Origin of the sequence: Barrientosiimonas humi (assembly GCF_006716095.1) — a bacterium.
Taxonomy (GTDB): Bacteria; Actinomycetota; Actinomycetes; order Actinomycetales; family Dermatophilaceae; genus Barrientosiimonas; species Barrientosiimonas humi.
Genome location: NZ_VFOK01000001.1, coordinates 1,808,194 through 1,832,956, shown reverse-complemented (window position 1 = coordinate 1,832,956; position 24,763 = coordinate 1,808,194). Strand labels below are relative to the sequence as shown.

The following is a 24,763-nucleotide window of genomic DNA, read 5'->3' as shown; positions in this document are numbered from 1 at the left end:
CCCGGCTCCCCGGATCCGCGCGGCCGGTCAGGCGGCGGCCCGGCGCAGGCGCACCGTCTCCACGATCCGCTCGCGCACCCACTCGGGGTGGAACATGATCTGGGTCCAGGTGAACCGGAGCACGAGCCAGCCGCGGCTGACCAGCTCGGTGTAGCGCTCGGTGTCCTTGTCGAACCCCTGGCGCGTGCCGTGGTGCTCGAACCCCTCCGCCTCGATCACGATGCGCAGGTCCTCGTCGCCCAGGTCGACCCGCGCCCAGAACCCGTCGTCGCTGATGATCAGCTGCGGGGTGACCGCCAGCCCCGGGACGTCCAGGCAGATGGCGCGCAGCACCGACTCCATGGGGCCTGCGCTCTCGCCGGTGCCGTGAGTGGCGACGCGGCGCGCCGCAGCAGAGCGTGGCCCGCGCAGCCGGTCGGCCGCCCAGCGCAGCTCGCGCGCGGTGACCATGCCGCTGCGCAGGGCGGAGTCGGCCACGGCCAGTGCCTCGTCGAACGGGAGGTCTCGCGCGCAGTCGAGCGTGGTGCGCAGCGGCTCGGTGACCCCGTCGACGACGTCCTCGGGCGGGACCGGCCGCCAGACCAGCCGCACGTCGCGGGGCGGGGGCACGCGCAGGTGCCGGTTCGGGGGGATCGTGACCCAGGCCTGCCGGGGCTCGGCCTTCACCGACCACCCGTGACGGACCGCGGCCGAGACGTGCGACAGGGTGCCGCTCAGCTCCACGGCCCGGCGCAGCTGGGGCTCCAGCTCGGGCAGGCAGTAGACGCCGTGAGCGAGGCGGCAGATGTCCGCCGACCCCACCGACTCGGCGATCTCGCGCCGGGTGACGGGTCCGAGGAGGTCGCCCAGCCGCGCGGCTCCGCCCCGCTCGCGCAGGGCGTCGATGACGGCTCGGGACATGCGCACCAGCCTGGCGCGCGCCGGGTCGCTGTGCCGTTGTCCACAGGGCCAATCTGCGCGGCGCCGTGCAGATGGACGGGACAAAGCCCGCGCCCCTCCCGCAGCGGTGCGCTATTCCGGTGCCGAGGACGCGTTCTTCCTGTCCAGATGTACGCCCGACGCCCTCGACGGAGCCCGCGCTCGGCTCGGCTCAGCGGGAGCGGGGGATGGGCAGCTTGGTGCCGACCTGCTCGCGCTCGGCGAACACCTCGCGGCGGAAGCGGTAGAGCCGGGCCGGGCGTCCGCCCGTCGCGTGCGTGGTCTCGCCGGTGGGCTCCACCAGCTGATGCTGCTGCTCGACGACGCGGCGGAAGTTCTGCTTGTGCAGCGTCTGCCCGGCCAGCGCCTCCACGACCTCCTGCAGCCGGCCGAGGGTGAACGCCTCGGGCAGCAGCTCGAAGACGACGGGACGGTACTGCAGCTTGGTGCGCAGCCGCGACAGGCCGGTGGCGAGGATGCGCCGGTGGTCGTGCAGCATCGGCACGCCGAGCGGCTCCTGTCCCGACCGCGGACCGAACTGCGGCGACTCCGCCACGAGGCCGGCCTCCCACAGCAGCTCGTAGCGCTGCAGCGCCAGCTCCGGGCGCCAGGCGTGCTCACCCAGCCCGAACAGCTGGTCGCGTCGCTCGCGCCGCGCCCGCACCTGCGCGCCCGAACCGCGCCCGACCCAGCGGTCCAGCCGCGCCACCGGCTCGGCCGACCCGGCCGACCCGGGCGACCCGTCGGCCGACCCCGGCTCTGTGGCCGCGCCGCGCCGGTCCTCCCAGGGGAGCGCGTCGTACAGCCCCAGCCAGCCCTGCTCGTCGGTGGCGGCGCGGGTGAGCCCGAGATAGGAGATCGACACCACGCGGCCCTCGCTGTCGCCGCGGCCGAGGTCGGCGAAGGTGTAGAGCTGCTCGACGAAGCCCAGCGAGTGGCCGGTCTGCTCCTCGACGAACGCGCGCACCCCGGCCTGCAGCGAGCGCTGCTGCGGGTGCAGCGGGCCGGCAGGCAGCCGGCGCGGGTCGCCGGAGGCCAGCGCGGCGGGCATGCCGTCGTCGACCGTGACGACCAGCGCCACCAGCTCGGTGGTGTCCTGCGCGACGGCACCCGCGCCGGGCCTGCGGCTCACGGCACCGTGACGAAGTCGATGAGCTCCTCGACCCGGCCGAGCAGCTCGGGCTGGAGGTCGGCGTAGGTGCGCACGGTGCCCAGTATGCGTTTCCAGCCGTGCGCGACGTCGGCCTGCGAGGCGTGCGGCCAGCCCAGCTCGTCGAGGATGCCGTGCTTCCACGACGTGCCGCGCGGGATGGTCGGCCACTGCGACCAGCCGAGCCGCTCGGGGCGCACGGACTGCCAGACGTCGACGTAGGGGTGGCCCACGATCAGCACGTGCTCCGACGGGGCCGCGGCGCGGGCCTGCTCGACGATGCGGGTCTCCTTGCTGCCCGGCACCAGGTGGTCGACGAGGATCCCGAGGCGGCGCTGCGGACCGGGCCGGAAGTCGCGGATCACCGCCTGCAGGTCGTCGACGCCGTCGAGCATCTCGACCACGACGCCCTCGATGCGCAGGTCGTCGCCCCAGACCTTCTCGACCAGCTCGGCGTCGTGCCGCCCCTCGACGAGGATGCGCGAGGCCGACGCGACCCGGGCCGGGGCGTCGGGCACGGCCACCGACCCGGAGGCGGTGCGGCTCTTCGTGGCCCGCTGCGCGGTGAGCGCGGCCGTGTCGGTGCGCGGCGCGGTGAGCTCGACCGGCTTGCCGTCGATGAGGAAGCCCGGACCGAGCGGGAACGCCTTGACCCGGCCGCGCCGGTCCTCCAGGTGCACCACGTGCATGCCGCCGGCCTTCTCGACCCGCACGACGGCGCCGACCCAGCCGGAGTCGGCGTCCTCGACGACCAGGTCGCGCGCGGCCTCGACCTGCGCCGAGCGGCCGCGCCGGGGCGCCTTCCAGTCACCAGCGAGCACGTCGGATCCGTAGCGGTCGGGAGTCACCCCGTGAGGGTAGGGAAGGGGAGCAGACCCGCCCGGGCGACACGCTCGTACGCCGGCGCGTGGTTTTCTCGCTGCGCCGCACCGGACGTAGACTTGGCACTCGGGTGTGCAGAGTGCCAGCTCGGGCGGTCCCGGGCCGGTGCGAGCGCGCCCGCCGCTCCCGATGCCGACGAAGGTGGTGACCATGTCCGACGACAGGCGACTGCAGGTGCTGCGCGCGATCGTGCAGGACTACGTCGCGACCTCCGAGCCGGTGGGGTCCAAGGCGCTGCTGGAGCGGCACCGCCTGGGCGTCTCGGCCGCGACCGTGCGCAACGACATGGCCGCGCTCGAGGAGGACGGGCTGATCGCCGCGCCGCACACGTCGGCCGGGCGCATCCCGACCGATGCGGGCTACCGGCTGTTCGTCGACCGGCTCAGCGGGATCAAGCCGATGAGCCGCGCCGAGAAGAGCGCCATCCGGACTTTCCTGGACCAGTCGGTCGACCTCGACGACGTCGTCGACCGCACCGCGCGGCTGCTCGCCTCGCTCACCCAGCAGGTCGCGGTCATGCAGTACCCCTCGCTCAGCCGCTCGACGGTGCGCCACGTCGAGCTGGTGCCGCTCGGGATCGACCGCGCGATGGTGGTGCTGATCCTGTCCAGCGGCCGGGTCGAGCAGCGCGTCGTCGAGCTGGCGCAGGACCCGGCCGACGCGGCCGGCCAGCAGCTGCTCGGCGAGCTGCGCGCCCGCATCAACGCCGTCACCGACGGTCAGGTGCTCGGCGAGGCGACCGCGCAGCTGTCCAGCCTGCCGGAGGAGTTCCCCGCCGCCGACCGGCCGAGCGTGCAGGCGATCATCACCTCGCTCACCGACCTGCTGCGCGAGCAGCGGGAGGAGCGGGTGGTGCTGGCCGGCACCTCCAACCTCGCGCGCACGGGCGTCGACGCCGGAGACCTCGGTGTCGTGCTCGAGGCGCTCGAGCAGCACGTGGTGCTGCTGCGCCTGCTGGAGTCGCTCGACCCCGTCGAGCGCGACGCCGTCGCGGTGCGCATCGGCGCCGAGAACCCGCACGCCGGGCTGCAGTCCACGTCGGTGGTGACGACGACGTACGGCAGTGGCGGCGTCGCCGGCCTCGGCGTGCTCGGACCGACCCGGATGGACTACCCCTCGACCATGGCGGCCGTCCGCGCCGTCGCCCGCTACGTCTCGGAGATCCTCGACCAGTGAATGACTACTACGGCACCCTCGGCGTCTCGCGCGACGCGAGCCCGGAGGAGATCAAGCGCGCCTACCGCAAGCAGGCCCGCCGGCTGCACCCCGACGTCAACCCCAGCCCCGAGGCGGCCGAGGAGTTCAAGCGGCTGTCGGTGGCCTACGAGGTGCTGTCCGACCCGCAGAAGAAGGGGCAGTACGACGCCGGCGTCGACCCCATGGCGGCCGGCGGAGCCGCGGGGTTCGGCCAGGGTTTCTCCTTCACCGACATCATGGACGCCTTCTTCGGCGCGGGTGCGGCGGGCGGCGCCCGCGGGCCGCGCAGTCGCCAGCAGCGCGGCCAGGACGCCCTCGTGCCGCTCGAGATCGACCTGCGCGAGGCCGTGTTCGGCGGCGAGGCCGACCTGACGTTCGACACCGCCGTCGTCTGCCCGACCTGCCACGGCGACGGGGCGCGGCCGGGCACCGGCCGGCGCACCTGCGACGTGTGCCACGGCGCCGGCCAGGTGCAGGAGATCCAGAACTCCTTCCTCGGCCAGGTGCGCACCACCCGACCGTGCGGCGCCTGCCGCGGCTTCGGCGAGATCATCACCGACCCGTGCTTCGACTGCTCCGGCGAGGGGCGCGTGCGCGACCGCCGCACCATCACCATCAAGGTCCCCGCGGGCGTCGACAGCGGCACCCGCATCCAGCTCGCCGGCGAGAGCGAGGCCGGTCCGGGCGGCGGTCCGAACGGCGACCTGTACGTCGAGGTCCGGGTGCGCAAGCACCCCGTCTTCCAGCGGCAGGGCGACGACCTGCACTGCTCGCTCGAGCTGCCGATGACCGCGGCCGCGCTCGGCACCACCGTCGCGCTCGACACCTTCGACGGGCCGCGCGACGTCGAGGTGCGCCCCGGCACGCAGCCCGGCGACGTCGTCACGCTGCGCGGGCTGGGCGTCACCCACCTGCGCTCGAGCGTGCGCGGCGACCTGATGGTGCACGCCAACGTGCGCACGCCCACGAAGCTGGACCACCAGCAGCAGGAGCTGCTGCGTCAGCTGGCCAAGGAGCGCGACGAGGAGCGGCCGCAGGCCGCCTTCCAGCCGGTCAGCCAGGGGCTGTTCGGCCGCATCCGCGACGCCTTCGGGGGAAGTAGCGCGTGACCGCGCCGCTGTTCCACCTGCCGTACGCCCGGCTCGCCGACACGCAGCCCGGCACCCGGGTGGTGCTCGACGGGGCGGAGGGGCGGCACGCCGCGACCGTGCGGCGCATCGGGGTGGGGGAGCAGGTGCTGCTGGCCGACGGGACCGGTGCGGTCGCGACCACGACGGTGGCCGAGGCCGGCCGCGACGAGCTGGTGCTGCTCGTCGAGTCGGTCGACCGATCGCCCTCTCCTGCAACGACTTTCGTGCTCGTGCAGGCCCTGGCCAAGGACGGCCGCGACCTGCAGGCGGTCGAGGCCGCCACCGAGCTGGGCGTCGACCGGGTGCTGCCCTGGCAGGCCGAGCGCAGCATCGTGCGCTGGCGCGGCGACCGGGCGGCCAAGGCGCACGCGAAGTGGGTCAGCGCGACCGTGGCGGCGGCCAAGCAGTCGCGGCGGGCGACCGTGCCCGAGGTCGGTGACGTGGTCGGGCTCGACGGCCTGGCCGCCGTGGCGGGCGACGCCGCGGCCACGCTGGTGCTGCACGAGGAGGCCGAGCAGCCGATCGGCGCGGTGGAGCTGCCCGCAGCGGGCGAGGTGCTGGTGGTGGTCGGGCCCGAGGGCGGTATCTCGCCCGCCGAGCTGGCCGCGCTGCGTGCGGCAGGTGCGACGGACGTACGGCTGGGGTCGACGGTCCTGCGCTCGTCGACGGCCGGGCCGGCGGCGCTCGCGGTGCTGCTGGCGCGCAGCCGCTGGTCGGGCACAAAGGATGAGGCCGCTGTCGGCGGGGCTCCGTAGACTGGCCGCGATGACAGACGACCATCCGAGCGAGCATCCCGGCACGGCCGAGGTCCCCGCAGACGACACCCCCAGCCCCGAGGGCGGCGACTCGATCAGCCGCACCGTCACCATCCCGCCCGACATCCAGATGGTCACGCTGCTCGGTCCGCGCGACGAGCTGCTGCGCACGATGGAGCGCGCCTTCCCGCGCGTCGAGCTGCACGTGCGCGGCAACGAGTTCCGCGCGCAGGGCCCGAGCGCCGACGTCGCGATCGTCGAGGAGCTGCTCGGCGAGCTGCTGACCATCATCGACGCCGGCCACCCGCTCAACCGCGACGCGGTCGAGCGCTCCATCGGCATGCTGCAGGCCAAGACCCGCGAGCGGCCGGCGGACGTGCTGACGATGAACATCGTGAGCAGCCGCGGCCGCACGATCCGGCCGAAGACGCTCGGCCAGAAGCAGTACGTCGACGCCATCGACTCCAACACCGTCGTCTTCGGCATCGGCCCGGCCGGCACCGGCAAGACCTACCTCGCGATGGCCAAGGCCGTCGCGGCGCTGCAGGCCAAGGAAGTCAACCGGATCATCCTGACCCGGCCGGCGGTCGAGGCGGGCGAGCGGCTGGGCTTCCTGCCCGGCACGCTGAACGACAAGATCGACCCCTACCTGCGGCCGCTCTACGACGCGCTGCACGACATGATCGACCCCGACTCGATCCCGCGGCTGATGGCCGCCGGCACGATCGAGGTGGCGCCGCTGGCCTATATGCGCGGCCGCGCGCAGCCGCTCGACGCCAAGGTGCTCACCCCCGAGGGCTTCCGCGAGATCGGCTCGCTGGCCGTCGGTGACCTGGTGATCGGCTCCGACGGGTCGCCCACTCCGGTGCTCGGCGTCTTCCCGCAGGGTCGCAAGCCGATTTTCCGGGTCAGTGCCCAGGACGGCAGCTCCACGCTGTGCTGCGGGGAGCACCTGTGGACCGTGCGCACCGCGAGCGACAAGCGCCGCGGCACCCAGCGCACGCTGCAGACCCAGGACATGATCGGCCACGAGCGCGCCGCCCACGCCCACCGGTTCGAGCTGCCGGTGGTGGCACCGGTCAACCTGCCCGAGGCCGACGTCCCGCTGGACCCCTACGTGCTGGGGCTGCTGCTCGGTGACGGGTCGAGGGCGACCCTGGCGAATCCGGTCGCGGCGGGCGCGGTGGTCAACGCTTCGGCCGGCGGCTCACTCGATCCAAGTCCGGCCCCAGGCGACGCGCCGGACCGGGTTCCTCAGGCGTACCTGCTCAACAGCCTCTCGGTCCGGCACGCGTTGCTGCAGGGCCTGCTCGACAGCGAGGCGGGCCACGTGCGTGGCGAGGCAGGCACGACCTCGATCGAGGTGCGGTCCGGCTCGGCTGGGCTGCGTGACGACGTGGTCGAGCTGGTGCGGTCGTTGGGCGGCGTCGCCGACACGGGGAGTGACCACGACGCCTACGTCGTCGACCTGCGGCTGCCGGCGGGGCTCGAACCGTTCCGGCTGGAGCGCAAGCGGGTGAAGTACGCCCAGGGCGAGCCGGGGCGGCCGATGCGGTTCGTGCACGCGATCGAGCCGGCCGGGGAGGCCGAGACGGTGTGCATCCAGGTGGCCGCGGCCGACTCCCTCTACGTCACCGACGACTTCCTGGTCACCCACAACACCCTCAACGACTCCTTCATCATCCTCGACGAGGCGCAGAACACCTCGGCCGAGCAGATGAAGATGTTCCTCACCCGGCTGGGTTTCGGCTCCAGGATGGTCGTGACCGGTGACACCACCCAGGTCGACCTGCCGAGCGGCACCACGTCGGGGCTGCGGGTGGTGCAGCAGATCCTGGGCGACGTCGAGGACGTGCACTTCGCGCACCTCAAGGCCCAGGACGTCGTACGCCATCGCCTGGTCAGCGAGATCGTCGAGGCCTACGGCCGGTGGGACGCCAAGCAGGAGAAGGGGGCCCCTGGCCAGCACAGCCAGCACGGCCAGCGCGGCCCGCAGGGGCCGTCCGGCCGGCGCCCGCAGGGGGAGCGATGAGCATCGACGTGCTCAACGAGACCGAGGTCGAGGTCGACCTCGACGAGCTGCACGAGGTGGCTCGCTACGCGATGGACGAGATGCACGTGCACCCGCAGGCCGACCTCGCGATCCGGGTCATCGACGAGGCGGCCATGGAGGTGCTCCACGTGCAGTGGATGGACCTGCCCGGGCCGACCGACGTCATGAGCTTCCCGATGGACGAGCTGCGTCCCGGCCGCGCCGGCGAGCCGTCCGAGGAGGGCGTGCTCGGCGACATCGTGCTGTGCCCGACCGTCGCGGCGCGTCAGGCGGCCGAGGCGGGCCACACGACGCAGGAGGAGCTGCTGCTGCTCACCGTGCACGGCGTGCTGCACCTGCTGGGCTTCGACCACGCCGAGCCGCGGGAGCGGCAAGAGATGTTCGACCTGCAGCGCACCCTGCTGCTGACCTTCCTCGCCCGCCGAGGCTCCGACGCGCGCATCACCCCGCCGTCGGGCAAGGAGTGAGCACACCATGACCGCCCTGTGGATCGTCGCCCTCGCGAGCGTCGTGCTGGGGTTCGCCTTCGCCGCCATGGAGTCGGCCATCCGCCGGGTCGGGGCCGGCCGGGCGGCCGAGCTCGTCGAGGAGGGCAAGCGCGGCGCGCCCGCGCTGCAGGCCGTCGTCGCCGACCGCAGCGCCGTGGCGATGGTGCTGGCATTCCTGCGCGTGCTCGCCGAGGCCACCGCCGCCGTGCTCGTCACGCTGGCCGTGCAAGAGCTCTTCGACGACTTCTGGCCCGCGCTGCTCACCGCGATCGGCGTCATGCTGCTGGTCAGCTTCCTGCTCGTCGGCGTCTCCCCGCGCACGCTCGGTCGCCAGCACGCCGAGGCGGTCGCGCTGGTCAGCGCCCCGCTCGTGGTGCAGCTGCGTCGCGTGCTGGCCCCGGTCGTACGCCTGCTGGTCCTGCTCGGCAACGCCGTCACCCCCGGTCGCGGCTACCGCGACGGCCCCTTCGAGACCGAGGCCGAGCTGCGCGAGTTCGTGGACATCGCGCAGGCGTCGCAGCTGATCGAGGACGACGAGCGCAAGATGCTGCACTCGGTCTTCGACCTCGGCGACACCCTCGCGCGCGAGGTCATGGTGCCGCGCACCGACATGATCACGATCGACCGCGAGAAGACGCTGCGGCAGGCGATGTACCTGTTCTCGCGCTCCGGCTTCTCCCGCCTGCCCGTGGTCGACGGCAGCCCCGACGACATCGAGGGCCTGCTGTTCTTCAAGGACGTGTCGCGTCGCGTGTTCTCCGACCACGACTCCGAGCAGCTGCCGGTCCACGAGGTGATGCGGCCGGTGGCGTTCGTGCCCGACAGCAAGCCCGCCGACGACCTGCTCAAGGAGATGCAGCTCGAGCGGCGTCACTTCGCGGTCGTCATCGACGAGTACGGCGGGACCGCCGGCCTGGTCACGATGGAGGACATCGTCGAGGAGATCGTGGGCGAGATCGACGACGAGTACGACCGCGCCACCCCCGGCGTCGAGCAGCTCGCCGACGGGCGCACCCGGGTGCCGGCGCGGATGGACATCGACGATCTCGCCGAGCTGTTCGACGTCACGATCGACGAGGAGGACGTCGAGACGGTCGGCGGCCTGCTCACCAAGCTGGTCGGCCGGGTGCCGATCCCGGGCGCCACCGGCGACATCGCCGGGCTGCGGCTGGTCGCCGAGCGGATGTCGGGTCGCCGGCACCAGCTGGCGACCGTGGTGGTGGAGCCCGTCGACCCGGGGGAGCCGTCCGACGACGAGCAGCCCCGCGAGCATGCCCGGTCCTCGGGCGAGGAGGTAGTGCTGTGAGCGGCGAGGAGCGCGCAGCGCAGGGTGCGGGCGGCGAGGGTTATCGCGCGGGGTTCGCCTGCCTGGTGGGCCGGCCCAACGCCGGCAAGTCGACGCTGACCAACGCGCTGGTCGGCCAGAAGGTCGCGATCACCTCCAGCAAGCCGCAGACGACGCGGCACACGATTCGCGGGGTGCTCACGACCGACCAGGCCCAGCTGGTGCTGGTCGACACCCCTGGGCTGCACAAGCCGCGCACCCTGCTGGGGCAGCGGCTGAACGACCTGGTGCGCGAGACCCTGCTCGAGGTCGACGTGGTCGGCTTCTGCCTGCCGGCCGATCAGCGCATCGGTCCGGGGGACGCGTTCATCGCCGCCGAGCTGGCCGAGCTGCGGCGGGGGCGCCGACGGCCCGTGGTGGCCATCGCGACCAAGTCGGACACGGTCAGCAAGGACCGGTTGGCCGAGCACCTCGTGGCGATCAGCGAGCTCGGCGACTACGACGCGATCGTCCCGTGCTCGGCGACGCGCATGGACCAGGTCGACACGGTCGCCGAGGTGCTGATGTCGTACCTGCCGGAGTCGCCGCAGCTGTATCCCGACGGGATGCTCACCGACGAGCCGGAGTCGGTGATGATCGCCGAGCTGGTGCGCGAGGCCGCGCTCGAGGGCGTGCGCGACGAGCTGCCGCACAGCCTGGCGGTCGTCGTCGAGGAGATGGTGCCGCGCGAGGACCGCCCCGAGGACAACCCGCTGCTCGACGTGCGGGTCAACGTGTTCGTCGAGCGGCCGTCGCAGAAGGCGATCATCATCGGGCGCGGCGGCTCGCGGCTGCGCGAGGTCGGCACCCAGGCGCGCACCCAGATCGAGGCGATGCTCGGGCAGCGGGTGTTCCTCGATCTGCACGTCAAGGTCGCCAAGGACTGGCAGCGCGACCCCAACCAGCTGAGCAAGCTCGGCTTCTGAGCGGGAGACGATGAGCGAGTACGAAGCCTGGGCCGAGTTCGGCGACGCCCTGCGACTGCCGGTGAAGGACACCGACTTCGTCACCGACATCCCTTGGGAGGCAGCGGATTTCAAGCCCGAGCTGCCGCTGATCGACATCGGGTCGGGGTCCGGGCTGACCACGGTCACCCTCGCCGAGCGCTACCCCGAGGCCGAGATCGTCGCGGTCGAGCCCGACTGGGTGATGCGTTCGCTGCTGATGCTGCGCATCGCCGAGCGCGACGACCTGCGCCCGCGCACCACCGTGCTGCCCGAGTCGATCCTCGACTCCTGGCTGCCCGACCAGTGCGGCGGTGCGCTGCTGTTCAACGTGATCTACTTCCTCGGCGAGCGGCAGCGCGAAGCCTTCTGGCAGCGGATGGCGCGGGTGCTCGTGCCCGGGGCGCCGGTGCTGATGAGCAGGTCGTACGGCGCCGGTGACGGCCCCGTCGAGCGCAAGCTGTCGGCCTCGGCCACCATGGGCCGCCAGGAGTATCAGCGCTGGTTCGCCGCGACCCCGCTCGACGACGGCCGGGTCGAGATCACCAACGACTACCTCACCCTGCGCGACGGCGAGGTGGTGCGCGAGGTGTCCACGCGGGTGCGGCCCTACGGCCTGAGCGAGGACACCATCGTCGACGAGATCCCGGTCGGCTCGTTCGGCATCGAGGAGATCGACGACCGCTACCTCGCGGTGCGGCGCCACCCCGACCTGCGCCGCCGCCGCTGAGTCACAGCACCTTCACCTGCTGCCAAGCCCGCTCAACCGCCTGCTGCTCGGGGCTGCCGGAACCGAACCGCTCGCCGGCCTGGGTGACGGTCGCCTGCGCGAACACGGCGAAGTCGGCGTCCTTGGGCAGCCCGCCCCGGGTCATCGCGTCGTACCAGACCTGCCCCGCCCGCTCCCAGGCGTTGCCGCCGATCGCGGTCGCCGCGAGGTAGAAGGCGTGGTTGGGGATGCCGGAGTTGATGTGCACGCCGCCGTTGTCGTTCTGCTCGTCGTGCGGCATCTCGGCGTAGTCGTCCATCGTCGCCGGCTGCGGGTCCTTGCCGAGGGTGGGGTCGTCGTACGCCGTGCCGGGCGCCTTCAGCGAGCGCAGCGCAACCCCCTGCACCTTGTCGGTGAACAGCGACTCGCCGATGAGCCAGTCGGCCTGGTCGGCGGTCTCGCCGCGCACCCGCTGCTTGACCAGCGACCCGAACACGTCGGACACCGACTCGTTGAGCGCCCCGGACTGGCCGACGTAGGTGAACGCAGCGGTGAACTGGATGAAGCCGTGCACCAGCTCGTGCGCGATGACGTCGACGCTGTCGGTGAAGGAGTTGAAGAACTCGCCGTCGCCGTCGCCGAACACCATCTGCTCGCCGTCCCAGAAGGCGTTGTCGAACTCGACGCCGTAGTGGACGCTCGCGGTCAGCGGCAAGCCCTGGTCGTCGAGGGAGTTGCGGTCGTACTCCTCGGCGAACAGCGCGAACGTCTGGCCGAGCCCGTCGTAGGCCTCGTTCACCGACTCGTCGGCGACCGGCGGCTCGCCCTCGGAGCGCACCAGGACCCCGGGCAGCTCCTGCTTGCGCTGCGCGTCGTAGATGCTGCGCTTGGGCGAGACGGCGCCGGAGTCGGGCTGCAGCTCGTCGGTCGGCTCGGGGCGCACGACGGTGGGGTCGGTGGGAGCCGGCCGTGCCGCGCGCCCGCGGTCGCGCACGTCGGGCGGCAGCAGACCGGTGCCGCCGAGGTTGTCGCGCCGCGGGCCGCTGCGCGCGGCGCGCACCTCGCGACGCGCCACCATGTCGTTGCCCATCAGCAGCGTGCGCTCGGCGATCTGCGCGACCCGGGGGTCGGCGTCGCGAGCCAGCCGACGCAGCAGGTGGGGCGGGACGATGTGGCAGCGAGTCGTGGTCATGCCCCTACTGTGCAACGAGGGTCCGACAGCGGGGGCGTTGTGCGTGCTCCGATCAGGGGCGGATGTCGCGCAGCCAGTCCACGAGCGAGCGCTGCTGGGTGGCGCTCAGCCGGGCCAGCAGCCCGCCGCGCACCGTCTCGGCGTACGTCGGCAGCACCTCCGCGAGCAGCGCCCGTCCCTCGTCGGTCAGCTCAGCGGTGGTCGCGCGGGCGTCGTCGGAGGACTTGCTGCGCCGCAGCAGCTGCTTGCGCTCGAGCCGGGCGGCGCGGTGGGACAGGTCGCTGGGGGACAGGGACAGGTGACCGGCCACGACGGACATCTGGGGCGACCCACCGAGCTCGGCCACGGCGATCAGGACGCCGAACTCGCCCGTGCTCACCGGGGTGTCGGCGAGCACGGCGGCCAGACGCGCCTCCATGGCCCGCGAGACCCGCGCGAACTCGCGCCAGGTCTCTCGCTCCCGGCCCGTGAGGCCACCGGCCAGCTCGGGCGGCAGCTTGCTCGAAGTCGTCATGCGGGGTCTCCTGATCAGACGCGGCGGGCCCGACCGGCCAGCATGCCGAGCGTCAGGGTAGCCAGCCCGACGATGGCGTACGTCCACCGCGGGCCGCTCCACGAGCCGGACCACTCGTGCGCGAGCCCGACCAGGACCGGGCCGAGGGCGGCGATGGCGTAGCCACCGGACTGCGACATGCCGGCGAGCCGGCCGGCGGCCATGCTCGTGCCGGTGCGCAGCCCGAGGAAGGAGTATGCGAGCGACATGCCGGCCCCGCTGCCGACGCCGACGACCAGCACGCCGACCGCGAGCGCCGCGCCCGTCGTGGTCGCGACGAGCACGCCGCCGACCAGCTGCACGAGCCCGATCAGGGCGGCCACGACGACCTGGTCGCGCCCGCGGGCCGCGATCGGCGGCACCAGCAGGCTCGGCACCATGCCGATCAGCGCCAGCATGCCCAGCAGGCCGGAGGCGGCCGCGGCGGACATGCCCCGGTCGGTGAGCATCGGCACCAGCCACGCGACCGCGGTGTAGAACATCAGCGACTGCATGCCGAAGAAGGCGGTCACCTGCCACGCGAGGGGCGAGCGCCACAGCGACCCGGCGGGCACGCCGGCGGTGCGGTCGGGCTGGTGGTGCTCCCGCTCGAAGGGGAGCCACAGCACGGCGGCGAGCAGCGCGCCGGCCGGGATCACGGTGATCGCCACGTGCCAGCCCCACTGCGAGGTGAGCGGCAGGGCGAGGAAGGAGCCGAGGGCGCCGCTGACGGTCATCGTCGAGGTGAACAGGGCGGTCATCGTCCCGATCGAGCGGGGGAAGTCGCGGCGGATCACCATGGGCAGCAGCACGTTCGGGAGGCAGAGCCCGAGCGCGACGAGCACGGTGCCGGCGTAGAGCGCGGCGGTGGAGGGCAGCGTGCGCACCACCGCCCCCGCCACGACGATCAGGAAGCCGAGCACCACCGCGAGCTCGATGCCGAGCCGGCGTCCGACGGTGGTCGCGAACGGTGACGCGACGACGAACACCACGAGCGTCACGGTGGTCAGGGCGCCGATGCCCGCGGCCGACAAGCCGTACGCGTCGCCGATCTGCTGGCCGAGCGGACCCATCACCGTGATCGGCGAGCGCACCGCGAGACCGGACAGGATGACCGCGACGACCAGGATCGGCATCCGCCACGGGTGCTCGCGGTGGACCCGTCGCAGGGGTGGCAGGCCTGCCCTGCGGTGCACCAGATCGGTCATCGGGGGCGGCCTCCTCGGTCACGGGGTTGTTTGACAACGTCAAGTATGTCGAAATGCTTGACTCTGTCAAATACTGTGACCGAGGTCTCGGTCGGGTCGGGCGCAGCTGTGCCCGGGGGCGGTCAGCGGAACTCGACGGTCTCCTCGGAGCTGGACCAGAAGACCTTCAGACCCTCCGGCTTCACACCGCGTGGGAGCTCGAACGTCAGCTCACGGGTCTCGGGGTCGCCCGAGGAGACCAGCGGCAGGTCGACGACGTCCTTCACGCGCGGGCACAGGTTTCCCTTGCCGTCCACCAGGGCGAACTGCTGCGGTCCCACGATGGCGGAGAACGGACTGGTGAGCGTGACCTCGACGGTGACCGTGCTGGACAGCGCACCCGGTTCGTTCGTGACCTTCGGCTTCGCGACCTGCAGCGTCGTGCCCTCGACCTGCTTCTTGCGCAGCGGTGCCGCCTTGCCGAACGAGGTCGTGCGGTCGGGGTCGAACGGCTCCTTCAGCTTCGCGGTGCACCCGGTCGGTGGCGCGATCGTGCGCACCTCGCCACCGGTCCGCCACGCGGCGAGCACCCGGCCGCCGGTGTCGAGCGCCACGAGGGTCACCCGGTTCTTGTCCTCGCCGGGGGAGTCGGCCTGCACGGACACGTTCACCGGCTCTACCCGGCCGCGGGTGAGCATCTGGAACGGCGTGCGGTCCTGGCACAGCATCCCGTCGCCGGTGACCACGGCATACCGCAGCTTGGTGGGGCTGGGGAACTGGTCGCCGCTGGTGCGCACGGCGTTGAGCGCCACGGTGATCCGCGACCCCTTGACGACCGGGCCCTGCTTGGCGGTGTTGAGCGAGTATCGCTCGCCGCCGCTGGAGACCTCGGCCTGCGAACCCCAGGCGTACGTCTTCGTCACCTCGGGCGCGGAGTCCTCGCACCCGAACGGCTTGCGCGGTCCGGAGCTACGGTCGGGGGAGTCACCACTTGATGCGCTCGCGTGCGAATCGCCTTGTCCCGCAGCGGAGCTCGCTGCTGCCGGTCCGCTGTCGCTGCCGCACCCGGCCAGCACCAAAGCACCGATGGCCGCACCGACGGCGGCTGTCCCCCTGAGAGCTCGCATGGCCGGCAGGCTAGCGAGCGCACGCGCCGGGCGTGGCGGTTCGAGCGGTGATCGGCGGGTCGTCGTGCCTGTCAGCTCGGGGCGGTGGCGCCTCCGGTGCGCCACGCCGCGAGCACCGCACCGCCCTGGTCGAGCACCACGAGCGTGATCGCGTCCTTGCTCTCGCCGGAGGTCTCGGTGCGCACCGAGACATCGACCGAGGTCTGCCGGTTCAGACCGAGCATCGGCAGCCCGACCGGGTCGCGGCACAGCTTCCCGTCGCTGGTGACGACGCCGAGGGTGAGGGTGCTGGCCTCGGCCAGCACGTCGCCGGTGCGGCGGGTGGCGACCACCCCGACCTCGACGCGCGCGTCGCGCACGGTGGGTCCGTCGACGGCGGTGGCGAGGGCGTACAGCCGGCCGCTGTCGTCGACGTCGACCTTCGACCCCCAGCCGTACGCCTGGCTCACCCGCGGCGCCTGGCTCGCGCAGGTGGCGGGCCTGGCCGGTGCGTCGTCCGCGGCGTCGCTGCCGCCGCAGCCGGTGAGCAGGAGCGCACCGCTTGCCGCCGCAGCGGTCACCGGGAGTCCTCGTCGCATGGCGGGAGGCTAGCGAGCCGGCGCCGATCGGCGGGGGGATGTCGTCGGGCACCTCTAGCGTGCCGGGCATGGCTGAGACCGGACTCATCGTGCCGCCCGACCAACCGCCCGAGCGCTACCGCGAGGCGGTGCTGGCCGCCGAGCGGGCCGGTCTGCCCGAGGTGTGGTTCTGGGAAGACTGCTTCGCCGAGAGCGGGCTGGCCCCGGCCGCCGCCGCGCTGGCGTGGACCGAGCGCATCCGGGTCGGCGTCGGGCTGCTCCCGGTGCCGCTGCGCAACGTCGCGCTGACCGCGATGGAGCTGGCCACCCTGGCGCGGCTGTTCCCCGGCCGGCTGCTGCCCGGCATCGGCCACGGGGTGCTGGAGTGGATGGGCCAGGCCGGGGTGCGCGCCGAGTCGCCCATGACGCTGCTGCGCGAGCACGCCACGGCCCTGCGCGCGCTCCTCGCTGGGGAGTCGGTCACGGTCGAGGGGCGCTACGTCCGGCTCGACGGCGTGCAGCTGCGCTGGCCGCCCGAGCAGGTGCCGCCGGTGCTCGTCGGGGCGGTCGGCCCGAAGACGATCGCGCTCGCCGGCGAGCTCGGAGACGGGCTGATCCTCACCGGCGGGACGTCCGCCGCGGCCGTGCGCGAGGCCGTCGCACGGCTGCGCGGGGCCCGTCCGGCGGGAGCGGCCGAGCCCGACGTGGTGGTCTTCACCGACCTGCCCGTCGACGCGTCGGTGCAACAGCTGACCGACCGGGTGTACGAGCTCGCCGACGCCGGTGCCACCCGCGTGCCGGTGCTCGCGCTCGGCGACCGCGGCCCCGAGTCCGGCCCGGCGATCCTCGACTTCGCCGCCCGGCTGGGGGCGATCTCGATACGCCTCGCCTAGCGGCTCGGCTACTCGATCAGCGTTGGGGGCGTCCCGCATCCCGGGCAATCGAGACCGACCCGTGGACACCACGCACCTGGGCGCGGCTATGGTGACCACGTGCGGACGACGTACTCGCTGCTTCTCCTTCGTCGCCGCGGCGAGGCCTGATCTTCGGCCTTCCTCGCCGCGGAGTCGCCTCCTGCGGCCGAATCCCCTTCAGCCACACCTGAACTGGCGGACCCGTCGGCCCCGCGCCATCACTGCGGCACCGGCGAGCGCACCGCCCCGAACCCGAGGCGAGAGATGATCCACCCCCAGCAGCCCACGTCGATGCCGATCGGCAAGTACGAACCGTTCAGCAAGCAGATCACCGTCGACCTGCCCGACCGCACCTGGCCGGACAAGCAGATCACCAAGGCGCCGCGCTGGTGCGCGGTCGACCTGCGCGACGGCAACCAGGCCCTCATCGACCCGATGAACGCCGAGCGCAAGATGCGCATGTTCCAGCTCCTGGTGCGCATGGGCTACAAGGAGATCGAGGTCGGCTTCCCCAGCGCCAGCCAGACCGACTACGACTTCTGCCGCCAGCTCATCGACGGCGGCCACATCCCCGACGACGTGACCATCCAGGTCCTCACGCAGAGCCGCGACCACCTGGTCGAGCGCACCTTCGACGCGATCCGCGGCGCGAAGTCGGCGATCGTGCACTTCTACAACTCGACCTCGGCGCTGCAGCGGCGGGTGGTCTTCGGGCTCGACCAGGACGGCATCGTCGACATCGCGCTGCAGGCGGCCCGGCTGTGCAAGAAGCTCGAGGAGACCGTTCCCGAGACCGACGTCTACTACGAGTACTCCCCGGAGTCCTACACCGGCACCGAGCTGGAGTTCGCGGTGCGCATCTGCAACGAGGTCATCGACGTCATCGACCCCACGCCGGACCACAAGATGATCGTCAACCTGCCGGCGACCGTCGAGATGGCCACGCCCAACGTCTACGCCGACTCCATCGAGTGGATGGTGCGCCACCTCGACCGCCGTGAGTCGATCGTCGTGTCGCTGCACCCGCACAACGACCGCGGGGAGGGCGTGGCGGCGGCCGAGCTGGGATACCTCGCCGGCGCCGACCGCATCGAGGGCTGCCTGTTCGGCAACGGCGAGCGCACCGGCAACGTCGACCTGGTCACGCTCGGCATGAACCTGTTCAGCCAGGGCGTCGACCCGCAGATCGACTTCTCCGACATGGACGAGATCCGGCGCACCGTCGAGCACTGCAACCAGCTGCCGGTGCACGAGCGGCACCCGTGGGGCGGCGACCTGGTCTACACCGCCTTCTCCGGGTCGCACCAGGACGCCATCAAGAAGGGCTTCGAGGACATGGACCGCCAGGTGCGCGAGTCCGGCCGCGAGCTCGACGAGCTGGTCTGGGGCGTGCCCTACCTGCCGATCGACCCGCACGACATCGGCCGTTCCTACGAGGCGGTCGTGCGCGTCAACAGCCAGTCCGGCAAGGGCGGCGTGGCCTACATCCTCAAGAGCGAGCACCAGCTGGACCTGCCGCGCCGGCTGCAGGTGGAGTTCAGCGGGGTCGTGCAGCAGCGCACCGACACCCAGGGCGGCGAGGTCACCCCGGCGCAGCTGTGGGACGTCTTCACCGACGAGTACGTCCCCGGCGCGGGCGAGGGCGAGGCGGCCTGGGGCCGGTTCGCCCCGATCACGCACTCCATCGAGAGCACGTCCGACGGTGACCGGATCACCGCCACGATGACCGACCGCGACAACGGCGGCCGCGAGATCACCATCCAGGGGCAGGGCAACGGCCCGATCGCCGCGTTCACCGACGCCCTGTCGACGCTCGGCATCGACGTGCGGGTGCTCGACTACGCCGAGCACGCCATGTCGGCCGGTGAGGGCGCCCGGGCGGCGGCGTACGTCGAGGCGGCCATCGGCGAGCGCGTGCTGTGGGGCGTCGGCCTGCACAGCTCGATCGTGAAGGCCTCGCTCACCGCGGTGCTCTCGGCGGTGAACCGGGCGCTGCGCGACGCCCCGGTGCCGGTCGAGGAGCCCGCCCAGGTGCATCCGAGCAACGCGGTCTGAGCCGCGGCCGGCGGGATGCTCCGGGCCGGCCGGTCTGCTCGGCGGGCGGTCAGCCGACGCCGTCGTCGCGCACCGCGCGGAAGGTCGCCAGCGCCTGCTGGTCGCCCGTGAGCACCGGCTCGCTGCCGATGACCGGCCGGCCCCACAGCCACAGGTCGAGGTCGGCGGCGGACCCGGTGACGGTTGCGTCGGCGGCTCGGCCGTCGTCGTCGACCGCCTGCCAGGAGGGGACGTCGACGGCCTCGCCCTGCGAGGACGTACCCGCGAATCGTCCGAGCCGCACCAGCCAGCTGCGCTCGGCGTCCGTCGCCCGCACGCGGACGCGCTGGTCGCCGGGGGTGAACGTGCCCCACGACGGGTGGTTGCCGAACATCACGACGACCGCCTCGTCGACCCCGTCGGCGGCGAGCCCGACGTCGATCGGACTGATCAGCCAGCCGGCGGTCAGCTCCGCGTCGACCCGGTGGACGAGCGCCTCGTGGGCCTGCCGGCGCCGGACGTACGCCACGTCGTGCAACGCCTCGTCGGAGACCCACATCCAGCGGGGTTCTGCCGGGTCGGCCTCGGCGGCGACGCTGTGCAACCGGGGGCTCTGCTCGCGGTAGAACGCGAGCAGGCCCGCACGGTCGGCCGGACGCTCGGGCTCGACCAGGTCCTCGATCTGCTGACCGGTGCGCAGGTCGTCGGCGACGATCGTGGCCCAGAACCACTGGACCTCGCCCAGGTGCCACAGCAGGTCGTCGGCGTCCCAGTCGGGGCAGCTCGGCACGCGGGCGGCCGGGTCCGCCGCCTGCGCGGCGTCCAAGAACATGGCGGACTCGGTCTGCAGGTGACCGAGGAAGTCGAGTGTGCTCATGCGGCCGAACGTAGGGCCGCGGCATGCCGCGTGTCGCGCGGGTTTCGGGCAGCTGAGCTGCGGTCAGCCGAGCTTGTCGGCCGTGGCCTGGAGCCGGGCGAGGGTGCGGGCGTTGCGCGTCGTGATCGGCGCCGTCTCTCCGGTCGAGCCGGGCAGCCGTCCACGGCCCTGCGCCCTGGCGAACGGGGTGTCGAGCGACCGGCCGACCGGGCAGGTCCAGGCGAGTGCGGTGGGGCTCAGGCGCGTGTGCTCCTGGTCGAGCTCGACGGCCAGCCGCACCCACGGGTCGAGCCCGCCCTCGGTCTGCGCGAGCGTGACGTAGGCGTGGGTGCGTTCGTCGTCGAGGGCGTACGGCAGCGTGGCCACCAGGTCGTCCACCTGCGCCAACGTCTGGACGACGAGCGGGACGTGGGCTCCGAGGTCGCGCTCCACCGCGGCCTCGGCAGCGACCCGCAGCGGCTCCGGGTCGAGACCGGTGCGCACCACGGCGTTGCCGGAGGCGAGCACGGTCGCGGCCTGCTCGACGCCCTCGATCGACTCCAGGCACGCGCGCAGCGGGGCCGACCGCACCGTCACCCCGCCCACGTTGACGCCGCGCAGCAGGAGCGCGGCGAGGCCGCTCACCCGGCCTGACGCCCGCGCGCCGCCGCGAAGTGCGCCAGCGCGGCGGCGAAGTCGCGGCGGGCGAACGCCGGCCACAGCTTGGGGCTGAGGTAGATCTCGGCGCCCTGGGTCTGCCACGGGCAGAAGCCCGACAGGCGCTGCTCGCCGCTGGAGCGGATGACCAGGTCGATGTCCTTGACCGGGCCGCCGGGCAGCGCGGCCGTGATCTGGTCGGCGTCCAGCGCGGCGATGTCGGCCGAGCCGGGGGCGCGCAGCAGCGCGGCCCGCACCCCGTCGACGATGTCCTGCCGCCCGTCGTAGCCCACGGCGAGCGTGACGTGGCGCGGCCGCGAGGACGTACGCTCCCGCGCCGCGCGCAGGTCGTGCGCCACCTCCTCGGGCAGCAGCCGCGGGTCGCCGGACAGGTGGATCCGCCAGCTGCCCGCGCGCTCGATCGCCCGGGGAAGCACCTGCCGCAGGACCGTGTGCAGGCCGGCCAGCTCGTGCGCCGGGCGTTCGCGCAGGTTGTCGGCCGAGAGCAGATAGACCGTCACGTGCTCGATGCCGGCGGTCTCGGCCCAGCCGAGCAGGTCGCCGACCCGTTCGGCGCCGACCTTGTGGCCGACGGAGGAGTCGGTGTATCCGGCGGCCTTGGACCAGCGGCGGTTGCCGTCGACGACCACGCCGACGTGCCGAGGGCGGACCGGCAGCGCGTGCAGGCGCCGACGCCCCATCCGGCGCTGCAGCATGGTCGCGACACTCATGGCCAAGAACGGTACGACCGGTGCGGCCGGGCGCCGGGGAGGCGCGCGGAGGCCGGAACGGAATGGGCGGAAGGCGCCAGGCGGCTACCGCACGCCGCGCGGGCGGAACTGGATGCTGATGCGCGGCCCGACGGGCTTGGCGGTCTTGGGCACGGCGTGCTCCCACGTGCGCTGGCAGGAGCCGCCCATGACGATCAGGTCGCCGTGGCCGAGGACGAACCGCAGCGACTCGCCGCCGCCGCGCGGGCGCAGGGCGAGGGTGCGCGGCGCGCCGACCGAGACGATCGCGACCATCGTGTCGTGGGTGTTGCCGCGGCCGATGCGGTCGCCGTGCCAGGCGACCGAGTCGCGGCCGCCGCGATAGAGGCACATGCCCGCGGTGCGGAACGGCTCGCCGAGCTCCGCCGCGTAGTGCCGGGAGAGCTGGTCGCGGGCCTCGGTCAGCACCGGGTCGGGCCAGGCCTCGGTCTCGGAGTAGAACCGGAGCAGGCGTGGGGTGTCGACCTCGCGGTCGTACATCTGCCGGCGCTCGCCGTGCCAGTCGACCCCGCCGGCGCCGCCGGGCATGAGCCGCGCGAACAGCTCGTCGGCGCCGGTGAGCCAGCCCGGCCGAAGGTCGACCCACGCGCCGCGGGTGAGCGGCGTGCGCCGCACGGACCCGCCGAGCGGGCGCAGCCCGACCTCCTCGACCTGGTCGAGCAGAGACCCCTGCAGCGCGAGCTCGGACATGGCGCCAGGTTAGAACAGGCGTTCGACGCGCGCAACGGCCGCGGGCGGTCAGCCGCGGCGTGTCGTCTCGAGCACCGCCTGCGCCGCGTGCAGCCCGCCGAGACCGCTCACGCCGCCACCTCGTCGAGATCCCGCACCGCACAACAGGATTCGCGGGTCATCCGTCGCGACGCCCCACCGTGCGGCAGGCGTGTCGAGCGGCTCGTCGTCCTCGGCGAACGGCCAGTCGAGCGGACCGTGGAAGATGCTGCCGCCCGGCATGCCGGGGGAGCGCTCCAGGTCCAGGGTGGTGCGGGTCTCCACGCACGGACGGCCGCTCGGGTCGCGCAGCACCACGTCGTCGAGCGGCTCGGCGAGCACCGAGGAGATCGAGTCGAGCACCGCGCGCTCCCACCGCGCCCGCTGCTGGTCGGGCCGGGCGTGATCGATCAGCCGGTGCGGCGTCTGCAGGGTGAAGACCGTCAGCGTGTGCGCGCCCTGCTCGCGCAGCCCCGGCGACAGGATGCTCGGGTCGGTGAGGGAGTGGCAGTAGATCTCGGCGGGCACCGGCTCGGGAAGCTCGCCCGACGTGGCGCGGGCGTACGCCAAGTCCAGCTGGGCGTACGACTCGTGCACGTGGAAGGTGCCGCCGAACGCGGCCTCGGGGGCGACGCCCGTCTCGCGCAGCCGCGGCAGGCGCGACAGCAGCAGGTTGACCTTGATCTGTGCGCCCTCGGCGGGCGGCGGCTCGGTGCCGCGCACCCGCGCGAGGTGACCGGGAGCGCCGCCCCACAGCACGTACGCCCCCCGCACCTGCCGCTGCTCCCCACCCTCGACATAGGTCACCACGCCGTCGCCGTCGACGCCGGTCACCTCGGCGCCGGTGACCAGGGTCGCGCCGGCCGCGCGGGCGGCCTGCTCCAGCGCGCCCGACACCTGACCCATGCCGCCGACCGGCACGTCCCAGGCGCCCGTGCCCCCACCGATCACGTGGTAGAGGAAGCAGACGTTCTGCTGCAGGTCTGCCTGGTGGGCGCGGGCGAAGGTGCTGATCAGGCCGTCGGTGAGCACGACGCCGCGCACCAGATCGTCGCGCACGCTGCGCTCGATCACCTCGCCCAGCGGGCGTTCGACGAAGGCGTCCCAGGTCGCGTCGTCGCCCAGCGCGCGCCGCAGCTCGCTGCGCCGGGGGAGCGGGCCGGTGACCGACGGCCAGACCGCCTGCGCGAGGCGGGTGGTGCGGTCGTACAGGTCGGTGAACCCGGCGTGGTCGCCGCCAGCCCCGATCGCCTCGAACGAACGCCGTGTCGCGCCAGCGTCGTGGTTGTCGACGAGCAGGCCCACGTCGCTGCCGGGCCGTGGGGTGTAGGACGCAAAACGCCTGCGACGCAACGTGATCGACAGACCGAGGTCGTCGATGATGTGCTGCGGGAGCAGGCTCACGAGATAGCTGTAGCGCGACAGCCGCGCCCCCGTGCCCGGGAACGCCTCGGCCGAGACGGTGGCGCCACCGAGGTGGTCGTCGCGCTCGAGCAGCAGCACCGACAACCCGGCCTGGGCCAGGTATGCGGCAGCCGTCAGCGCGTTGTGCCCGCCGCCCACGACGACGACGTCACGTCGCTCGGTCCCGGCAGGCACGACGACCCTCGCTCAGCGCCGGCGGAACACGTTGAGCTGGCCGGCGCTGCGGACGTACGGCGCGTCGTACTGCCCGACGAGCTCGAGCCCGCGACGGTCGAACATCTCGATGATCTGGGCCGACGTGACCGGGTCGAGCGCGCCCCAGTCGCCGGCCTTCTGCGCCTTGGGCTTGCCGTTGCGCGAGTTGAGCGAGACGGCGTAGCGGATGCCCTTGGAGCAGACCTGGTCGATGTAGTGGTCGACGACCGGCGGCTCCATCTCCTGGAAGGAGAAGGAGTTCACGAACACCTCGAACTCGCTGTCGAGGTCCTGGATCCGGTAGTTCGGGAGCACCCCGCTGCCCGGCACCGTGATCGGCCCCGGCGCGGCGGTCTCGCCCTCGTAGAGCGTGACCCGCGAGCCGAACAGCTCGGTGAGGTAGTAGGACGCGACCGTGAGCAGCGGCGGGATGTCGAGGTCGACGTAGCGGGCGTTGGGGTCGCGCTGCATGACGATCTCGCCGAGCACGCCGAAGCCGCCGCCGATCTCCAGGAAGCTGCGCGGCGGGCCGGCGACGTGGTGGGACAGCGCCGACAGGCACAGCAGGTAGTTGGCGTAGGCCCGGCCGAACGTGGCGTGGGTGCCCACGTCGAGCCCGAACGCCTGCCACGGCGTGCCGACGCGGCTCTCGCCGTGGGTGCGCAGGTCGAACGGCCACCGTTCCTGGTCCCAGCCGACGGCCGCGACGTCGTAGTCGCGACGGGCCTCGTGCCACCCGGTCAGCGCCGAGCGCAGGAAGGACTCGTCGGCCGTGCCCTTGACCTCGCGCGCCTTCGGCAGGAGGGCACCGAGGGTCGCGTTGGTCCAGCCGTTGCCGTACAGCGGGTAGAACCAGATCGAGGCGGCCGGCCAGGACTTGAACCTGTCGAGGCCGAGGGTGCGCATGTCGTCCAGCAGCTTGTCGACACCCGGGCCCCAGAAGTTGGTGGGGCGGTAGGTCTCGTCGACCCCGCGCAGCTCGTCGAGCGAGCGGGTGGTCAGCTGGGCCCAGTCGGTCATCGATCCTCCAGGGTCGGGGGTGGCGCAGACATCCTCACA

Annotated in this window: 23 protein-coding genes and 2 pseudogenes; 11 read left to right on the top strand and 14 right to left on the bottom strand. The window is 73.0% G+C overall.

The genetic code is table 11. The features are described 5' to 3' along the window. Positions 1-27: 27 nt before the first annotated feature. The 3 genes from FB554_RS08535 to FB554_RS08525 form a co-directional block, all read right to left on the bottom strand. Entirely contained in the window at positions 28-900 is an 873-nt protein-coding gene (locus FB554_RS08535) for a DUF559 domain-containing protein (RefSeq protein WP_142005565.1), read from the bottom strand. Positions 901-1,090: 190 nt separating this feature from the next. Then, on the bottom strand, positions 1,091-2,050 hold the full coding sequence (locus FB554_RS08530) for an NUDIX hydrolase (protein ID WP_236022343.1): 960 nt from the start codon (positions 2,048-2,050) through the stop codon (positions 1,091-1,093). After that, positions 2,047-2,916 (bottom strand): DUF3097 domain-containing protein, encoded by an 870-nt coding sequence (locus FB554_RS08525; RefSeq protein ID WP_211344561.1) that lies wholly within the window; start codon positions 2,914-2,916, stop codon positions 2,047-2,049. The genes FB554_RS08530 and FB554_RS08525 overlap by 4 nt, the downstream gene beginning before the upstream one ends. A gap of 184 nt (positions 2,917-3,100) precedes the next feature. Between FB554_RS08525 and hrcA the strand changes: the two genes are divergently transcribed. The 9 genes and pseudogenes from hrcA (at position 3,101) to FB554_RS08485 (ending at position 11,571) form a co-directional block, all read left to right on the top strand. Continuing rightward, positions 3,101-4,126, top strand: coding sequence for a heat-inducible transcriptional repressor HrcA (hrcA, locus tag FB554_RS08520; RefSeq protein ID WP_142005564.1), 1,026 nt, complete (start codon positions 3,101-3,103; stop codon positions 4,124-4,126). Then, on the top strand, positions 4,123-5,256 hold the full coding sequence (gene dnaJ, locus FB554_RS08515) for a molecular chaperone DnaJ (protein WP_142005563.1): 1,134 nt from the start codon (positions 4,123-4,125) through the stop codon (positions 5,254-5,256). The genes hrcA and dnaJ overlap by 4 nt, the downstream gene beginning before the upstream one ends. Beyond that, a complete protein-coding gene (locus FB554_RS08510; RefSeq protein WP_142005562.1) occupies positions 5,253-6,032 on the top strand; it encodes a 16S rRNA (uracil(1498)-N(3))-methyltransferase in 780 nt (259 codons plus the stop codon). Before dnaJ ends, FB554_RS08510 begins: the two co-directional genes overlap by 4 nt. Before the next feature lie 10 nt (positions 6,033-6,042). Next, a pseudogene (locus FB554_RS17330) lies at positions 6,043-6,792 on the top strand (PhoH family protein); the annotation flags it as partial. Between the two features lie 900 nt (positions 6,793-7,692). Next, positions 7,693-8,064 (top strand): annotated as a pseudogene (locus FB554_RS17325) (PhoH family protein); the annotation flags it as partial. Then, a complete protein-coding gene (gene ybeY, locus FB554_RS08500) occupies positions 8,061-8,552 on the top strand; it encodes an rRNA maturation RNase YbeY (RefSeq protein WP_142005561.1) in 492 nt (163 codons plus the stop codon). The pseudogene FB554_RS17325 and the gene ybeY, both read left to right, overlap by 4 nt. A gap of 7 nt (positions 8,553-8,559) precedes the next feature. After that, on the top strand, positions 8,560-9,879 hold the full coding sequence (locus FB554_RS08495; RefSeq protein ID WP_142005560.1) for a hemolysin family protein: 1,320 nt from the start codon (positions 8,560-8,562) through the stop codon (positions 9,877-9,879). Continuing rightward, positions 9,876-10,823 carry a GTPase Era gene (era, locus tag FB554_RS08490; protein WP_142005559.1) on the top strand — a complete coding sequence of 316 codons (948 nt, stop codon included), beginning with the start codon at positions 9,876-9,878 and terminating at the stop codon, positions 10,821-10,823. The genes FB554_RS08495 and era overlap by 4 nt, the downstream gene beginning before the upstream one ends. A 10-nt stretch (positions 10,824-10,833) precedes the next feature. Further along, positions 10,834-11,571 (top strand): class I SAM-dependent methyltransferase, encoded by a 738-nt coding sequence (locus tag FB554_RS08485; protein ID WP_142005558.1) that lies wholly within the window; start codon positions 10,834-10,836, stop codon positions 11,569-11,571. Between the two features lies 1 nt (position 11,572). On the opposite strand, the gene FB554_RS08480 is transcribed toward FB554_RS08485, so the two are convergent. The 5 genes from FB554_RS08480 to FB554_RS08460 form a co-directional block, all read right to left on the bottom strand. Next, positions 11,573-12,742 carry a M4 family metallopeptidase gene (locus FB554_RS08480; protein WP_142005557.1) on the bottom strand — a complete coding sequence of 390 codons (1,170 nt, stop codon included), beginning with the start codon at positions 12,740-12,742 and terminating at the stop codon, positions 11,573-11,575. A gap of 52 nt (positions 12,743-12,794) precedes the next feature. Further along, a complete protein-coding gene (locus tag FB554_RS08475) occupies positions 12,795-13,256 on the bottom strand; it encodes a MarR family winged helix-turn-helix transcriptional regulator (protein ID WP_142005556.1) in 462 nt (153 codons plus the stop codon). A gap of 14 nt (positions 13,257-13,270) precedes the next feature. Next, positions 13,271-14,482, bottom strand: a complete 1,212-nt coding sequence (locus FB554_RS08470; protein WP_142005555.1) for an MFS transporter — start codon at positions 14,480-14,482, stop codon at positions 13,271-13,273. A 122-nt stretch (positions 14,483-14,604) separates the two neighbouring features. Further along, the gene (locus tag FB554_RS08465) at positions 14,605-15,384 is read right to left on the bottom strand and encodes a hypothetical protein (RefSeq protein ID WP_142005554.1); all 780 of its coding nucleotides are present in this window, start codon (positions 15,382-15,384) and stop codon (positions 14,605-14,607) included. Positions 15,385-15,659: 275 nt separating this feature from the next. Next, complete coding sequence (locus FB554_RS08460) at positions 15,660-16,166, bottom strand: hypothetical protein (RefSeq protein ID WP_142005553.1); 507 nt, start codon at positions 16,164-16,166, stop codon at positions 15,660-15,662. A 68-nt stretch (positions 16,167-16,234) separates the two neighbouring features. Here FB554_RS08460 and FB554_RS08455 point away from each other — a divergent pair, with 68 nt between their 5' ends. Beyond that, complete coding sequence (locus tag FB554_RS08455; protein ID WP_142005552.1) at positions 16,235-17,038, top strand: LLM class flavin-dependent oxidoreductase; 804 nt, start codon at positions 16,235-16,237, stop codon at positions 17,036-17,038. Positions 17,039-17,323: 285 nt separating this feature from the next. Then, the gene (gene leuA, locus FB554_RS08450; protein ID WP_142005551.1) at positions 17,324-19,114 is read left to right on the top strand and encodes a 2-isopropylmalate synthase; all 1,791 of its coding nucleotides are present in this window, start codon (positions 17,324-17,326) and stop codon (positions 19,112-19,114) included. Positions 19,115-19,163: 49 nt separating this feature from the next. Here the strand turns inward: leuA and FB554_RS08445 are convergent, their stop codons facing one another. From FB554_RS08445 to FB554_RS08420, 6 genes are all read right to left on the bottom strand, one after another. Further along, entirely contained in the window at positions 19,164-19,970 is an 807-nt protein-coding gene (locus FB554_RS08445; RefSeq protein ID WP_142005550.1) for a maleylpyruvate isomerase family mycothiol-dependent enzyme, read from the bottom strand. 63 nt (positions 19,971-20,033) lie between these two features. Continuing rightward, positions 20,034-20,594 carry a DUF1697 domain-containing protein gene (locus tag FB554_RS08440; protein ID WP_170206820.1) on the bottom strand — a complete coding sequence of 187 codons (561 nt, stop codon included), beginning with the start codon at positions 20,592-20,594 and terminating at the stop codon, positions 20,034-20,036. Continuing rightward, positions 20,591-21,337, bottom strand: a complete 747-nt coding sequence (gene uppS, locus FB554_RS08435) for a polyprenyl diphosphate synthase (RefSeq protein WP_142005549.1) — start codon at positions 21,335-21,337, stop codon at positions 20,591-20,593. The genes FB554_RS08440 and uppS overlap by 4 nt, the downstream gene beginning before the upstream one ends. Before the next feature lie 84 nt (positions 21,338-21,421). Beyond that, on the bottom strand, positions 21,422-22,066 hold the full coding sequence (locus tag FB554_RS08430) for an alpha-ketoglutarate-dependent dioxygenase AlkB (RefSeq protein WP_142005548.1): 645 nt from the start codon (positions 22,064-22,066) through the stop codon (positions 21,422-21,424). Positions 22,067-22,114: 48 nt separating this feature from the next. Beyond that, positions 22,115-23,683, bottom strand: coding sequence for a phytoene desaturase family protein (locus tag FB554_RS08425; protein ID WP_142005547.1), 1,569 nt, complete (start codon positions 23,681-23,683; stop codon positions 22,115-22,117). A 12-nt stretch (positions 23,684-23,695) separates the two neighbouring features. Continuing rightward, positions 23,696-24,724: a putative sugar O-methyltransferase gene (locus FB554_RS08420; RefSeq protein ID WP_142005546.1), complete on the bottom strand. Its 1,029-nt coding sequence runs from the start codon at positions 24,722-24,724 to the stop codon at positions 23,696-23,698. Between the last annotated feature and the right edge of the window lie 39 nt (positions 24,725-24,763).

Bases quoted from the DNA above. Each gene is read 5' to 3' on its own strand.
- FB554_RS08535 (WP_142005565.1), bottom strand. From the start codon at position 900: ATGTCCCGAGCCGTCATCGACGCCCTGCGCGAGCGGGGCGGAGCCGCG.
- hrcA (WP_142005564.1), top strand. From the start codon at position 3,101: ATGTCCGACGACAGGCGACTGCAGGTGCTGCGCGCGATCGTGCAGGAC.
- ybeY (WP_142005561.1), top strand. From the start codon at position 8,061: ATGAGCATCGACGTGCTCAACGAGACCGAGGTCGAGGTCGACCTCGAC.
- FB554_RS08495 (WP_142005560.1), top strand. From the start codon at position 8,560: ATGACCGCCCTGTGGATCGTCGCCCTCGCGAGCGTCGTGCTGGGGTTC.
- FB554_RS08485 (WP_142005558.1), top strand. From the start codon at position 10,834: ATGAGCGAGTACGAAGCCTGGGCCGAGTTCGGCGACGCCCTGCGACTG.
- FB554_RS08480 (WP_142005557.1), bottom strand. From the start codon at position 12,742: ATGACCACGACTCGCTGCCACATCGTCCCGCCCCACCTGCTGCGTCGG.
- FB554_RS08475 (WP_142005556.1), bottom strand. From the start codon at position 13,256: ATGACGACTTCGAGCAAGCTGCCGCCCGAGCTGGCCGGTGGCCTCACG.
- FB554_RS08470 (WP_142005555.1), bottom strand. From the start codon at position 14,482: ATGACCGATCTGGTGCACCGCAGGGCAGGCCTGCCACCCCTGCGACGG.
- FB554_RS08460 (WP_142005553.1), bottom strand. From the start codon at position 16,166: ATGCGACGAGGACTCCCGGTGACCGCTGCGGCGGCAAGCGGTGCGCTC.
- FB554_RS08455 (WP_142005552.1), top strand. From the start codon at position 16,235: ATGGCTGAGACCGGACTCATCGTGCCGCCCGACCAACCGCCCGAGCGC.
- leuA (WP_142005551.1), top strand. From the start codon at position 17,324: ATGATCCACCCCCAGCAGCCCACGTCGATGCCGATCGGCAAGTACGAA.
- FB554_RS08445 (WP_142005550.1), bottom strand. From the start codon at position 19,970: ATGAGCACACTCGACTTCCTCGGTCACCTGCAGACCGAGTCCGCCATG.
- uppS (WP_142005549.1), bottom strand. From the start codon at position 21,337: ATGAGTGTCGCGACCATGCTGCAGCGCCGGATGGGGCGTCGGCGCCTG.
- FB554_RS08430 (WP_142005548.1), bottom strand. From the start codon at position 22,066: ATGTCCGAGCTCGCGCTGCAGGGGTCTCTGCTCGACCAGGTCGAGGAG.
- FB554_RS08420 (WP_142005546.1), bottom strand. From the start codon at position 24,724: ATGACCGACTGGGCCCAGCTGACCACCCGCTCGCTCGACGAGCTGCGC.